The organism is Calothrix sp. NIES-2098, assembly GCF_963875125.1.
Classification (GTDB): Bacteria; Cyanobacteriota; Cyanobacteriia; order Cyanobacteriales; family Nostocaceae; genus Aulosira.
Window position 1 is genome coordinate 2190989 of record NZ_CAWNKJ010000001.1, and the last position, 15168, is coordinate 2206156.

A 15168-nucleotide genomic window follows, 5' to 3' on the forward strand; every position below is an offset into this window, starting at 1 on the left:
TATTTTGCTGTGTTTTTTTGCTTTACATTTCTTTATACTCTTTTATACTCATTTTTCAAAGAGGTTTTTGTAATTTATCCAGATAATGTGTATTTAGCAAGCGTTGGCGATAAATTTCATAAAGCGCCATACCTGCTGCTACTGAGGCGTTGAGGCTAGGGGTCTTACCCTGGAGGGGAATAGACACTAAGACATCACAAGAACGTTGTGTTAACATGCTTAGTCCTTCGCCTTCTGAACCAATTACTAAAACAATCGGCCCGCTAAAACTTACTGTATGCAGGGGTTCACTGCCGGTTGCTGCTGTGCCATAAATCCAAAAGCCTGCTTCTTTGAGTTCTTCTAAAGAACGACTCAGATTAACTACACGAGCCACGGGGAAGTTTTCTAAAGCACCTGCTGCTACTTTTACCACAGTCGAAGTGATCCCAGAAGCCCTTCTTTGAGGAATAACTAATCCTTGTGCGCCTATAGCTTCAGCTGTGCGAATAATTGCACCTAAGTTATGAGGATCGGTGATCCCATCAGCTACTATAATTACTGGATCGCTGACCAATTTTGCCTGTGTAATCAAATCTGGCAATTCAATGTAGGAGTAGGGAGCGATTTGCGCCGCTATACCTTGATGATTTGCTCCATTTGTGATTTGGTCTAAGCGCTTTGGTTCTACTTCATCAATCACTGCACCATTGTCCTTGGCTTGCAGGATCAAATGATGAAAGCGGGCATCGTAACGTAAACGAGCAGTAATCCAAATCCGGTTGAGACCGCGCTGATTTTCTAAAGCGCTTAATACTGGATGACGACCATAAATAATGTCACTCTCTTCTGGTGCTTGTTTGATCTCTGGGGATGGATGGGGTAAGTGACGCTGTGGGCGTGAACCGCCAGATCCAGGCTTACTATCGACAGGTCTGGAATTGCGAACGGGTTTACCATCGACGGGTCGGGGATTGCGAATAGGATTAGCAATAACACGCTTACCTTTCACTTTCACAGGTAGGCCGCGATTGGGTTCGCCAGCAGTCTTGATTTTTCTGGGTTTATCCGATGACATAGGAGTATTTGGTATAACTTATCGGTGGGCATACTAATTCCCAAACTTACCGAAGCTCACTCTAGTTAATTTTGCTTTCGTGAGATTTATCGCCCACTATCTTTCTAGATGGAGTTTGTGTAACAGTTCGGTTAAGCGTGGAAAGTCTGTGAGATAAAGGTAGCCAATTAAAGTTTCTAGACTAGTTGCTTGTTGGTAAATTTCTGGATCAACCCGCTTAGAGCGTCCTGTGGCAGCATTACGACCCCGTCGGACGATATCTAATTCACTATCCCTCAGATGAGGTACCAGCGATCGCAAATGTAGCGCTTGTTTTTCTGCTCTAACCTGTGCCACTACCAGACGATGGTAAGTATCTGGTCGCTGCAATGGCATTAGATAAAACATTCTAACATATAGCTCATAAATTGCATCTCCCACATATGCTAATGCAGCAGGAGAAATTTGTTGCACTTGTGAAACAGAGATTTGTTCGGGTAATTGAAATGTGCTTGCCAAGAGCGATCCAGTCCAAAATGAATTCTGTTGAGCAGCTTCATCTTGTCCCTCTAATAGCTCTTCCTCCTGAGGCTTCACAAGTTAATTTTTCCTTAGCGTGCTACATTTGGCAGGCATCATTGATTTTGGGTTGAGATACTTAGCATAATCTACACTAACAAAAATTACGGAATAAATTTTATTTTTTTGTTTAAAATTTGAGATTTTAAAATCAGCTGGCTTGACACCTCTGCTTTAAGTAGAGAGGTTTACTGGCCAGCTTTGCTAAAAATTAAGCTATCCAGATAAAGCATCGGATAGCTAAATTGATTTTTCGGTCAAGCAATCAAGACGACTTGATGTTTTCTAGAGCCGCTTCAACATTTGGTTGCAGGGAGAGAAACTTCTCTAAGCGAACAAGCTTGACCGTTTGAGTTACACGGGCATTTGTGACAATTTGCAAGGTACCGCTGGCATTTTGAGCTTGTTTGGCTAGTTGCACCAAAGCACCTAAGCCAGAACTATCAACAAAGTCAATTTGCGAGAGATCCAAAATAATATGCTTTGGGCCCTCATCAATCTTGCTACCTAGAACCTTACGAAATGTCGGCTCAGAAAAAGCGTCTAACAGACCTGTGAGGCGGAATAGCTGACAGTTATCCCGGGCTTCACGAGTACCCCTCAGGCTCACAGTTAGATTCAGTGGCTCAGCAATAACTCCCTCCTCATGGTGAAAGTGAACGCTCCAGTATAGATGGTTTTGGTGCAAGTTGTCTACAACCTGCGGGGTTAGGGAATAGTCAAGAGTCAAGGGTCAAGGGGAGCCAGTGCGTTGCGCGGGTTTCCAAGGCACTCCGTTGGGCGGCTAGCCTTCGGCAACGCCAAGGGCGAACGCCGACTTGAAGGAAGTGCCGTCGCGTTGAAGCAACTGGCGTTCAAGAGTTAAAAATTAATTATTTATTTCTCCCTTGTCCTCCCTGTCCTTTTTCCCTAATCTCTAGTCCTCATTTTATTTAACCCCAGTTGTGGCTAATTGGCGTGCTGCTCGCATTGCTTGAACAAATTCCTCAAACAAGTAATCAGCATCGTGGGGGCCGGGACTAGCTTCTGGGTGATATTGTACTGAAAACACAGGCAGAGATTTGTGACGTACCCCAGCAACGGTGCGATCGTTCAAGTTGAGGTGGCTAATTTCCACAACTGCTTCAGGTAAAGAATCTGGGTCGATAGCAAAACTGTGGTTTTGGCTGGTAATTTCTACCCGTTGTTGTAAACCCGCAGGCTGATTTAATCCCCGATGACCAAATTTGAGTTTAAAGGTTTCTGCACCCAAGGCATGACCCAAAATTTGATGCCCCATACAAATGCCAAAGATGGGTTTTTCAGCGCCTAGCAGTGCCTTAGCAGTTTCAATACCTTCTGTCACCGCAGCTGGGTCGCCAGGCCCGTTAGAAAGAAAGATACCATCTGGATTATATTTGAGAATTTCCTCTGGTGGTGTATGCGCAGGCACAACAATTACCTTGCAACCGTAACTTGCTAGGCGACGCAAGATATTACGTTTCACGCCAAAGTCTAAGGCAACAACGGTAAAGGATTCTGCCGCACCGTTCGCTGCTTTCGGGTTGAATTCCCAAGCGGGGATTGTGGGATCTGACCATTGATAAACCGTTGGGGTAGTTACCTCACGCACCAGGTTCAATCCCTGCATACTAGGCGCTGCCTGTACTTGCTCTAGTAACTCAGCCTCATCCAGAATAGTTGTAGAAATACCACCATTCATGGCTCCAAACATCCGAATTTTGCGGGTGAGGGCGCGGGTATCAATACCATAAATACCTGGGATTTGGTTTTGTTTCAGGTAATCTGGCAAGGATTGTGTTGAACGCCAGTTACTCGGTCGCTGACAAATATTGCGAGCGATCGCACCTCGCACCTGTGGTCTAGCCGATTCTTCATCTTCTGGATTGACGCCTGTGTTACCCAATTCAGGATAGGTAAAAACGACAATCTGACCGCAGTAACTGGGATCGGTCAGCACTTCTTGATATCCAGTCATGCCAGTGTTAAAGACCACTTCCCCAATTGTGGTTCCTGTGGCACCAAACGACCAACCGCGATAAGCAGTTCCATCCGCTAGGACAAGTAGAGCAGGTATTGTGTCAGACAGGGACATAGGCGATGAAGGCAATCATGATTAGGGGCTGGGGATAAGAGCTAGTAATTAAGAAGGTTTTTCTTGTTTCTAGTCTTTAGTCCCTAGTTTCGTATAAGCTGCGAATGTTAATTATCCCATGAGTTTAGAAACTTAGCGTTCTGAACCTAATTAATTAAAAATAAAAATTTTAATAGTGGTCATTGGTCATTAGTCCAGAGTCAAGAATCAAAAATTTCTTCCTCTTCTGTTAACCTGCTCGCTTTAATCCCTCTCATCTCCCCCAAACTTTCACTAACTTTCCGACAAAAGAGGTAGATTTGCCGCCCTCTGGGCAGGTAGAATCGAAGTTAATTATGCTCCAGTCTTTTTTATCCCGTGCAATCCTGATTCTTTTATCAAGTACGCTAGCGGTTTTGGGTGTTGCCTGTAGTGAAGACAAACAGAATACTGCGATTAGCATCCACGAGCAGTCTACGCCTGTGGAAAATGAAGCAGCATCACCGCTTGTCGAAGCTTCCCCATTATCTAGCCCAGAACCACAGCCACAGACCACTACCTCGGCAATTGAATTAAATTCTTTTGAATTGGCGCTGGACAAAGCCGCAGGTGCGATGACAATCAGCCAATCTGCCCAATCAACTGATGATTGGAAGTTGGTGGCGAGTCAGTTCCAGGATGCGATCGCGCTGATGAAAAACGTGCAGCACGAAAGCCCAAATTTCACGGTGGCTCAAATCAAAATCTCCGAGTACCAGCGGCAAATTCGATATGCCTTGGATAAAGCTACGCCAAAACCTTTAGCACCCATAGCGGCAAAACCCCAAAGGGTAGTTGTTGTAGTTCCTGCTAAAAAAGCCACACCCAGTCCTAGCCAACCTGTAGCGCCAGTTGTACCCAAGCAACAGCCATTACCACAGTCGATTTTGCTCCCAACCAAACAAATTGACCAAGAGCAAGATGTATTTGTCGCGCCAATCAAACGCCGCATTGGGGGAACACCAATTATTGACGTTACCTTCAATGGCGAACGGAGATTCGAGATGATTGTGGATACAGGGGCTAGTGGCACTGTAATTACTCAAAACATGGCAAATGCTTTGGGTATTGTACCCGTTGGTAAAACTAAAGCTAACACAGCCAGTTCTAAGCAAGTGGAATTTACGATTGGCTATGTTGATTCAATGGCGGCAGCTGGTGTAAAGGTGAATAAAGTACCAGTAGCGATCGCAGGCTCAGACCTAGAAACTGGGCTACTTGGCCACGACTTTTTCGGCAATTACGATGTCACCATCAAACGCAATGTCGTGGAATTTCGCCCGCAATCGCGATCGGAAACTAATTCCGCAGAAACTGAACTAACTGTTCCAATTTTACCCAGGGAGCGCCACTATCTAGGATCTCCTTAGCTACCCTAATACCTTGGGCATGGTCTAGTAGTGGGACCGCACCTGCCACTTGCAGCGCTAATGAAGCATTTAACGCCACAGCGTCCTGTTGCGCTTGAGTTCCTTTGCCTTGCAGTACCGCTTTCAGAATCTCCGCATTTTCTTGGACATCCCCACCTCTTAGGGCACCTATAGTCGCAGGAGTTACACCTACAGCTTCGGGATTTACAGTAGTTAACTGCACTTCACCATCAGATAACACTGCTAAATCAGTTATATCGCCTAACCCCGCTTCATCTAACTTTTCTCGCCCATGTAAAACGATTGCCTTTTGCTTACCCAAATTTTGTAATGCTTGGGCAACTGTTGCCAAAAGTTTGGGAGTAAATAACCCCACTACTTGCCCAGTCGGATTTAAAGGATTTACTAATGGCCCGAGTAAGTTGAAAACAGTCCGTACCTTGAGAGTCCGCCGCAATGTCGCCACCGCTTTGAGTGCTGGATGCCAACCAGGGGCGAATAAAAAAGCGATCCCCACTTCTTTTGCTGCTGCTTGAACTTTTTCGCTAGGGGCGCTGAGATTTACACCTAAAGCTTCCAAAACATCGGCACTGCCTGTGAGGCTTGAAGCCGAACGATTACCATGTTTAGCAACGGGCACACCATAGGCAGCCGCTACAAAAGCAACAGCTGTAGAAATATTAAAAGTTGATGAACCATCTCCACCAGTGCCACAGGTATCGATGAGAGTGGTGAATTCTGAGTTTGGAGTTCTGATAAAGGATGATTGAGACTGTAGCACTTCCGCCATCCCAGTTAGTTCGTCAGCAGAAACGCCTTTAAAGTTCAGTGCTGTTAAAATTGCTCCCGATAACTCTGGTGGAACAGATTCACTTAGCCATCCTTGCATCAATTCCGCAGCTTGAGTGCGGGATAAAGATTCACCATCGATTAATTGTTGCAGCAGAAGATACCAGCTAGAAGAGATTTCTGGCGAGGAGATGGGGGAAGTTGTCATGGGGTAGGGTTGAGCTTTTGTTGATGAGTCTGGGAGTTATCCTACCGGAAAATGGGAAACACTTTGTAGTTAGAACTTTAGTACTTGATAAGGAGTATGTAGGATATTTGGAAACAAATGAGTTATCGCCTAATACGATTAGGTCAGTAAATTATATTTATTACACTTAATAGATCCAATTCAAAAGATTATTCTTATCTTAATTTTTTCAAATAACCCGAATTGAATCTATTTAACTACTTGAAGTCAACTATTCATTTATACGCACTACCCAAGTAGTCTCACCTCCTCCTTTTTTTGGGCCTTTTTGGGACTTCCAAAACTTTCCTTCTTCTCCCAATGTTTCAATTAGTGTTCGTTTTATACAAGTATTTATTGTGTTCTTATCACTTTTTAAGTTATCTGGGAGAAAGCTTTCAACAAAGCCCATGAGAACACCCCAAGGTAAACCTTTACCATTAATGACTTTCTGCTTAAATTCATCATGTTGTTGAAGCTGTTGGATAGCATCATTGATACTTTCCTGATAAAAATCTCCTGTTTCTGTTGCAGAATAACTTTCTACTTCTTCTAAAAATTCACCAGTTCCTTCTAAATTTTGAGTATCTACATCAGATATAGTACGGGTGTGTCCATTCAGGTCTGCTTTGAGCTTGGTAGCAAAAGTCTCAACAGATTGTTTATCATATTTAGGATCTAGAGGTTGTTGATATATTTTTTTAAATGAGAGCGCACGAAATGAAACAGGATAAGGGTTAGCACTTACACTACTCCACATCACTCCTTGACCTGGTAATGGTTCGTTCAAAAGACCACCTAATAAATCATCACTAAAGTGAGAATTAGCTCTTTGTAAACTCTTTAAATCTGAAGCAGATAGTAAGTGAAATACAAACCAATTGTCACCTTGACTGAGTAATTCTACGGGAATACTACCAGGTTGCTGAGTAATCATTACAGCGCCTAAATCATATTTTCTTCCTTCTTTAAACCAATCTACAAAAGGTGCATTACTTGAACCACTTCCTTTATTTAGTACACTTTGTGCTTCTTCTAAAACAGCAATAGTAGGAATGGTTTTAGCATCTTTTTTAGTAAAGTTATCTTGGTTGTCATTAAATATTTCTTGAAGGATTATACTTGATAAAGTTAGACCCTGTTCTCCCCGCATTTGTGAAATATCTACAATACAAAGCTTACCTTCTTTTAAGCTTTGCAATAAGAAATCCATAAGCCGACTGTTAGGATCATGCAAAGTATTGACAATATAAACGATATTGCTTAAAGCTGCTCCAGCTTCTGCATCAGCATTATCGCTTATACTTAGCAACTTCCTAACCTGTTCTATATTTGCGTTATAGCCATCTTTGTAGGCTAAATCAACAAGTTGTATCCACTTGTTATGAGATAGTCCTCTAAGTTTGCGAACATTTTGTTGTTCTTGTTTCTCTGGTGATAAAGCAACGCCAATAATATTGGCAGGTTTGAAGCGGCGAATATCCAGCTTAACACCACCTGCCACAAAAGAAGCATAGAAGTCACTGGGAGCTTGGCGACGAGTAAAAATTACAAGTTTATCGTGTAAATGTGGGACATCAGCTAATCCTGGGTTGCCGTTATCATCTGGCCAAAAATATTCTCCTTCTGGATCAAAGATTAAAGTTCCCACAGGCACATCTTGATCACGTTTCTTTTTAGTTGGTGTTGTTTTGTATAGTTCACTAAACAGCAATTTGATTAAGTTAGACTTTCCATAACCAGCCCGTGCAAATACAAATGATCTTCGCGAAACTAAATTCTGAATTGGAAAATGAGTAATAACTTCTGGGTATTTAACCTGCATCCAATCAGCAATACCAAGCCGTGAATCACTACCAGCATAAACAAATTCTCCTAATGCAAAAAAACCAATATCTGCTCCTGTAATGTTGTGTCCTGCTATTTCCCTAATAATTTCATTACTTGGAAAAGCAACCTTACTCCCTACATGAGGAAGACGGCGGTGAGATGCTACAAATACAAATTTTCCATTTGAATGACGTATAACTCCAAGAACTCGGATATTGACTCGATATTTTACATATTGTTCGCGTAAATCTTCTGGAATTTCCCTGTCTTCATCCATTGCTCGCAAGCTGAAATCCTCACCATGTTCCCTGGTAAGTTTTCCGTCTGAATAGAAAGATGTAATTCTTCCTAAAACTGCCTCATCTTCACTAGCCAGTTGTACCAGTAGAAACTGTCCATGCATGGGAATGCTTTGAAATTCATTGCGGTAAGGCAATACAATATCTGCATGAAATTCCAGCCCTCCTTCACTAAAGCCTCTAAAAATACCTGATATATTTTCCTTAGGAAATAATGGTGTATTACTCATATCGCAGCATACCTACATCAGACTGTAATCTAACTCGATCTACAACATCTTGTTCTTCAGAAGTAAATGATTGGCGAACAGCATTGACAATCAAATCTTCCATAACTTCCATATCGAAACCAACCAATGCAGCTTGTTCATGAGCTTGCTGTAAGCATCGAGGGTAGAACGGAACTGGAAAACCACCATTAGCATCTGCCAATAGATACCCCATAACTTGAGAAGCTTGATTAAGCTGAGGTAAAAAAATATCAACTGGCCAAATTGGGTCGTTTATGCGACTACCAAATCTGACCATAAATAAACGTCCACCTACAAACTTCTCAGCTTCACTTCCCGTAGCATACTCTTCCCAAATATAGGCTTTCTTCTGAATATCTGGTGGTATTTCTACATAACACGGATAACCTTGAGTTAATATCCCTTCTAATGCAAATGCTAATCTATATCGTGCAAGTACTTTGCTTTTTTTAGAGAAACCAATAAGATAAACGCGCCTCTTAGTCTGATGATAAATTTCATTGATAGTAGCACTAATTTTTTCTAAGAGATCTTTAAACAGTTGTCGTGAGAAAATTTTACTTCGTAAGAGTCCATCACGAACAATTAAAGTATCTGTATTAAATCCTCCCTGCTTCAGCATCTGATACAATGCAGCCCATTCTGCCAAATCACGATATTCTTGAACCCATGAAGGTCTAGGATTTTCTTGATCGGGGCTAGGTATCATCGGGCTAAGTTCCCAAAGGGTTTCTACTCCTAAATCTTTCATCATTTGTCCCAAAGCTGATTTAGGATTACCATCTTTGTCTAGGTTGCCAATTGACAATTCCTCAATATTTGTTGTTGGAGAAGCTAAATCTAGTAATAGTTCTCTTCCATAAGAGTCTACAACCCTAACCAATTGAAATAAGTAAGGATCAAAATTAACTTTATTGTTTCCCCCATCAGCAGCTACAAGAGAAATGGATGTGGTAGTTCGAGGATTAATTCGACGCACTTCACTTTTCAATGGTCGAATCTCACTACGTAGTTCTTCTATCACCCCTTTATCTGCTGCGGATCTTTCTTCAAGCTTCCTCCGAATATCATTGAGAGTTTCAGGTGTAATCATTAATGATGCTGGTCAGCTAACAGTGTTAATTGATTTTTATTGTATAGTAATTTTATTGAGATGTGTATATATAAATGCTACTAATTTCAATACACTGAAACAGTATTAAAGGACGTAAATAAAGTACAAATTTAGTGAAAAAGTCTTGTACTAAGATCATTTTAATATGAAAATTCGGGTTGTGCTGGTAATACAGTGCTGTATTTTTTTGCACATAATAAAATGGCATAGTTACATATTGTTGAAACATCTTATACTATATTTCTAGATGATTCATTTACTCACCTAAATTAATTGCGGGATTTCTACTAAAATTTATTTTTGTGCAAGCTGAAAACTAATACCAATTTGAAATATTTGCAATTTCATAGTTTCGGACTATTAATTCTTGACCGAAAGCAGCATTCTCTCGTTTGTAATTATTCATACCATACTGAACTGTGAATTCAGTAATATTAATATTAGCAAAGCTGAATAATTTTCTAATCTCTGGAGAATTATCATAAGTAATTAGCCATCGGTGCGGGCATTTACGTATATTTTGAGCAAATCGCTCATGATCAAAGTCAGTATGTAAATTCCCCTTTAATCCATATAGTTTTGATTTTGTAGCACTTAAATAGGGTGGGTCTAGGAAGATAAAAACATCCTCACCCTCTTGAAACAAAAGGTTTTCGTAATCTCCGCTAGTAATGTGGACAGATGATAAATGAACAGAGAGTTTTCGTAATCTATTGATCGATGAATCTGTAAATCTTAGTTCAAAGGCTTGCTGAGAGTATCCCCCCGAATCCACTGTTCCACTGAATGAAATTCGGTTTAATATGAAAAATCGTACTGCTCTATCGAAGTCACTAAGTTTAATGTCTTCATTTGTAAAATGATTAAATAATTCTCTCCCATCCTTATATTTTTCCTTAAATTTTTCTACCTCTTTTACAAGTGATTCTATCTCTGTTTTGGCATATAACCAAAAGCAACATAAATCAGAATTCAAGTCGTTGATCCAATATCGGTTTATTTTGTTACCAAATCGTTGTTTCACAGCTAGAAAAACCGATCCGCCACCAACACAAGGCTCTCTATATTCTTTAATATCTGATGGAATATAAGGAATTATTTTCTTGAGGGCTTTTGATTTACCGCCTGGATATCGGAGCGGGCTTTTGAGCATAATTGCTAAAGGTAAAATTAAATTTTAAGTCACTTATATTACCATAAAATATGGATAATTTAAGATTAATTCTGTGTTCTTCTGTGGTGTAAAATTAACGTGATGAGCGAAAGATGACCCTTCCAGGTGATTCTTCTTGATTAATTCGCGCATAGACTCGCAGACAAGCCAACACTTCCCCAGGATTACCGCCACAATCAAGTTGCAGGTCATCTTTTGTTAAGGCGCAGATATCGGCGTAAAGACCTGATAACTGGCGAATTCGGACATCATTACCTGCATTATTAGCTCGATCGACAAATTTTTTCAGCATACGCCGAGATTCTTGTTGTAGTTTACCCCACCACGAATAGCGATCGCCTGGTGGCACAAATACTAAAGAATGAATTGCCTCATCCATGTCAATCCAAGTACGTAGAGTTAATAGTTCATCAGTATTTTCTACAGCTTTTTGGGTGCGTTGAAAGCGGTGTATTAAAGCTTCAATGTATTGATTTTGCTGTTCTGGCTTGGAGTGTAAGGATACAATATCAAAGCTAAAAACGCTTTTTAAGGCATGATGTAAATCTGGTTCTATTTCGATAAAATTTATACACAAATTTAAATAGCCAGCTAGTGAATTTAAATCTTTCGATTCGCTAACTTGAATAATTTCTGAATTAATCAGTGCTTTTTGAGATAAACATAAACCCTTGGCTTCAACTGTACCGCTTAATCCGGGGTAAACAATTTCATCTCGGATAAAGGGTAAAGGATAGAGATTAGAGGTATCTTCTACTGCACCAACTTCTTGAGCTATAGTCAAAGAATGTTGTCGCCAAGATGTCGCCAATTCTTCTGGAACTCGCAGCAATTTACGTTGAATTTCGTTCCATAATTCTGCGTCTGTTTGGCTTTGTAGCTGCGAGTTTCCTAAATATAATTTGAGTTCTTTATCAGCATCAAATTCTTCGCGGAGGCGACTTAATTTTAATTCGTTGTTAGAGTTGGATTTTAAGGATATAGGTTGTAATAAAGCGTGGATTTCTTGCAGCACTTCGTCACATAATTCAGCACCAGGATCGAGAGGAAATTCTGTTTGGGCTTGCTTTAAAGAAGCTTGTATTCCGTACAGGCTAAACCGGAGTAATTGGGCTAAGTGTGAGTTTTCTATTTCTAAAAGTTGGCGTAGATGCTGCATTAATGTTGCCTCCGGTTTTAGCTAGTTTTATCTCACGAACCACAGAGACACAAAGACACAGAGTAAGATGTTTTGATGTAGTTTTCCTTTGCGTCTTTGCGACGGACACTTTGCTCAAGTCGGGGAACCCGCCCACGCAAGTGTCCTCGCCTTTGCGTGAGGTAATTACCCTAATGAATTCCGCAAAAGGGATCGCGTTCTTTATCGACTTCGTTGGGTTGTAATTCTAGTTCAGCACGGTAAACACATCCTGGTTGCTTGAGGCTTTCTTGCTTGTTTGATGTCCAGTAAGGTACTTCACCTGCGTGCATTCTTAAAATACCTTGATTGTCGAGGGTGACACGATATTGGCAAGGGTAATCTGTGATGACATCGGGTTTACTTAATGCGCCGATGCGTATCCATTTTTTAGTATTGGTTTGTGCATCTGTTTGCACTACATAAAAGGTGTGTTGTCCATTTTTGGGGAAGGGAGGTAAGGGATTACTAATTAATCCTGTTCCCGGTTCTGGTGAACCATCGCGTAAATAATGAAATTCTTGCAGCGATTTACTAATATCTTTGTCGGCTTCAAATACTAAATGATAAGCATCTGGTTGATCGACGGTTGCTGACTCGATCACGTTAATAGCAATATCACCATCATTTAAGTCTTTATTAGGACGTTCAACAGCAATATTCCATTTCAATTTACCATCAGCAAACAGCGTATAACTTTGTGAGGCAGCAGAGATTACTGAAGTTACATCAATGCCAGGAACATCAATTAAATAATGGGGATTTCCTTGACAAAGTAAGACGCTAAATTGCAAGGTTTGATCGATTTCAAATTGGACTTTGATTTTTTTGAGAAAGTCTGCTTCTGATAACCCTAATTTTTCCATTAAGGTTTTACCATCGAAGCTACCCCAAAGCCGTAAGTCACCATCTTCGTAATCTTGACGGTAAATAATGTTAGTTAATTGTATCCCTTGCCACTCAGTCCGGACTTTCGCGACGCTTTCTTCAGCAGCTAGTTGATAGAGTTCCTGTCCGGCTTTAAAGATTGTTAGTAGTTCGTTACTTTGGGTTTTGCGTTTGAAATTGCAAGGTAAATAATAGAATAGATTTTTGACATCTATTTCTAGTTGGTTTGCTCCCTTACGTAGTAATCCTTTTGACTCTTCGGGATCGAATCTTAATCTGCGTAGTTTCTCGGCATAGCAAGCACCAGCAGAGGTGGCTAATTTGGTAAATTCTAATACAAAGGTAATGCGTTCGGGATTCCAGACGAAGTAGGGAGATTTACTAAATTCTTGGTAAATGTAGCGCTGTACGAGGTCAAGGCTGCAAGTTTTACCTGATAAAATTAGCCAATCAACTTTGTGGGTATTCCAAGCATCGACGGTGCTATCCCCTGGACGTAAGCGACTATCCATCAAGCCTTTAGCTATACCGATCGCTTCTTTGATGGCTGATGATGCGGCGCGATCGAATTGTTGGCTATCGATGGTGACGCAAATCGTACTAGCATCTTTTACCTGGTATTTAATTGCACTTTGAGTGAGTAATTCATAAATTTGCTGTTCTGAGAGACTGAAGGTTAAAGAAGAAGCGTCTTCTGGCTGTTTTTGTCCGAGTTTGATTTTGGCAGCTTCAGCATGATCCCAGAGAGTATAAAATGTTTGCAGGCGTTGGGGTGCTTGTTGCCATCGGGTAGGTAATACTTTCTCGGCTGTATCTAAAGCATCTTTATAAGCAGCGTCACCTTCAGGGTTTTCTTTATCCAAACATTTCAAAATACTGCCGCTTTTGAATTGCCCATTTTCGAGAAAGCGTTCGTTTAATTCAGAGTTAATTAAATCTTCTAGCTTGTCGCTTTCTAAATCGCCTGTGGTAACTGCTGTTAATAAAAAATCGGCGATCGCTACTTTTAAAAGTCGGAATATTCGTAGGGTAATTAACTCGCCCCCTAGCTGTAAATGTCCAGATGAACCTAATAGTTTGGGTGTGAGTTTATAGTAGCGTCCTCCTAAACCTCGGTCTTCATTATCAGCAAAGAAGGGAGTTTTATCTTCTAAAGTTAATTCAATTAATGCTAAGTCTGTAGTTCCGCCACCAATATCTAAAACCAGAACATTTTGCGACCATTTATTGCCTTCTTGACGACAACGAGTTTTGAAAGATTCAATCCCAATGTTGAGATTACCGCCAAATTCTCGCCAGAGGAAAAATATCGCTACAGAAACGGCTTCATCATAAGCTGTTTGGACATCATCTAACCCTAATTGTTCAACTAATTCCTTAACTTCTTTACGAACAACAGGTGGGGCGACGGTGGGATAGGTAACAACTGCGGAGAGAAAATCTCCTTCTGAAAATCTGCGTCGGGCGCGTTGGCGGTAGTCTTCGGTTAAATCAATTAAATGTCCCCAAGCTGCTTGAATTAATTGGTTAACATTAATTGTTTCTTCTGATTCATCTAAGATAACTGGGAAAGAACGATCCTGACCAAAATAACGTTTGGGAGAGTGATGAAAGCGGCTGATAATTTCTTTTAAAGCACTGCTGGTTCCTTGGGCGATCGCTTTTTTTCTATTGTCGCTAGCTTCTCTACCCATTTTGAGTTTTAAAGCTGCAAGTTTGGCAATTTCTAACTCACTTTTAATTTCCGTGCTACGGCGATCGATATCTAATACTACTGGGATGAGATTTTGCGATTCTAGAGTCGGAACGCGAAAGACTTCATGATATATCTGATAGAGTTTTTTACTAACAGCACGCCGAAAGCGATCGCTTGTACCTAAGCATAATTCAATTTGGCGCAGTGCTTCTAAAAATCGCTCTCTGTTATCGCTTTCAAAAACTTCACTTAATCGGCCAGATTCAATTTCTAAATTTTTACTAATGTCAGTAATGAATTTTTCCCAGTCACCAGCACTGACATCTGGTAAAGCAACTTCGACGGGGGAACTTAACCATTGTGCCATGCGATCGCGCAGTCGCATTTCTTGTTCTCTAGGTAAGACTTCAGCGATGGGTACTTCGATTGGGTCAAAGAGTGTAACTGTGGAGTTGGATGTGCCAAAATCTAGGGCAAACCATCCGGGGAATCTTTTTTGTTGTTCGCTATTGAGTTGGGAAGAGTTCATGATATTGAAGGGTTAATTTTTAACGCAGAGTTTCGCAGAATTTCTTTTCTTCTTAACTTCGCGTCCTTCGCGTCTTTGCGGTTCGTTTCTTGACACT

General features: G+C 40.9%; 11 protein-coding genes. 1 reads left to right on the forward strand and 10 read right to left on the reverse strand.

What is annotated here, in order from left to right:
- Positions 1–55: 55 nt before the first annotated feature.
- From rlmB to carA, 4 genes are all read right to left on the reverse strand, one after another.
- Positions 56–1057 carry a 23S rRNA (guanosine(2251)-2'-O)-methyltransferase RlmB gene (rlmB, locus tag AACU33_RS09220; protein WP_096588227.1) on the reverse strand — a complete coding sequence of 334 codons (1002 nt, stop codon included), beginning with the start codon at positions 1055–1057 and terminating at the stop codon, positions 56–58.
- Positions 1058–1153: 96 nt separating this feature from the next.
- On the reverse strand, positions 1154–1633 hold the full coding sequence (locus AACU33_RS09225) for a Mini-ribonuclease 3 (protein ID WP_096588228.1): 480 nt from the start codon (positions 1631–1633) through the stop codon (positions 1154–1156).
- Positions 1634–1880: 247 nt separating this feature from the next.
- Positions 1881–2225, reverse strand: coding sequence for an anti-sigma factor antagonist (locus AACU33_RS09230; protein WP_096588229.1), 345 nt, complete (start codon positions 2223–2225; stop codon positions 1881–1883).
- 318 nt (positions 2226–2543) lie between these two features.
- On the reverse strand, positions 2544–3710 hold the full coding sequence (carA, locus tag AACU33_RS09235; RefSeq protein ID WP_096588230.1) for a glutamine-hydrolyzing carbamoyl-phosphate synthase small subunit: 1167 nt from the start codon (positions 3708–3710) through the stop codon (positions 2544–2546).
- Positions 3711–4045: 335 nt separating this feature from the next.
- Between carA and AACU33_RS09240 the strand changes: the two genes are divergently transcribed.
- Entirely contained in the window at positions 4046–5098 is a 1053-nt protein-coding gene (locus tag AACU33_RS09240) for a retroviral-like aspartic protease family protein (protein ID WP_096588231.1), read from the forward strand.
- Here AACU33_RS09240 and trpD read toward each other — a convergent pair.
- From trpD to AACU33_RS09270, 6 genes are all read right to left on the reverse strand, one after another.
- Positions 5028–6095, reverse strand: coding sequence for an anthranilate phosphoribosyltransferase (gene trpD, locus AACU33_RS09245; RefSeq protein WP_096588232.1), 1068 nt, complete (start codon positions 6093–6095; stop codon positions 5028–5030). The two genes, AACU33_RS09240 and trpD, sit on opposite strands and share 71 nt — an antisense overlap.
- A gap of 250 nt (positions 6096–6345) precedes the next feature.
- On the reverse strand, positions 6346–8472 hold the full coding sequence (locus tag AACU33_RS09250) for an ATP-binding protein (RefSeq protein WP_096588233.1): 2127 nt from the start codon (positions 8470–8472) through the stop codon (positions 6346–6348).
- Positions 8465–9586 (reverse strand): hypothetical protein, encoded by a 1122-nt coding sequence (locus tag AACU33_RS09255; RefSeq protein ID WP_096588234.1) that lies wholly within the window; start codon positions 9584–9586, stop codon positions 8465–8467. The genes AACU33_RS09250 and AACU33_RS09255 overlap by 8 nt, the downstream gene beginning before the upstream one ends.
- Before the next feature lie 337 nt (positions 9587–9923).
- A complete protein-coding gene (locus AACU33_RS09260; RefSeq protein ID WP_096588235.1) occupies positions 9924–10760 on the reverse strand; it encodes a DNA adenine methylase in 837 nt (278 codons plus the stop codon).
- A gap of 94 nt (positions 10761–10854) precedes the next feature.
- On the reverse strand, positions 10855–11940 hold the full coding sequence (locus AACU33_RS09265) for a hypothetical protein (RefSeq protein WP_096588236.1): 1086 nt from the start codon (positions 11938–11940) through the stop codon (positions 10855–10857).
- 170 nt (positions 11941–12110) lie between these two features.
- Positions 12111–15071 carry a virulence factor SrfB gene (locus AACU33_RS09270; RefSeq protein ID WP_096588237.1) on the reverse strand — a complete coding sequence of 987 codons (2961 nt, stop codon included), beginning with the start codon at positions 15069–15071 and terminating at the stop codon, positions 12111–12113.
- Between the last annotated feature and the right edge of the window lie 97 nt (positions 15072–15168).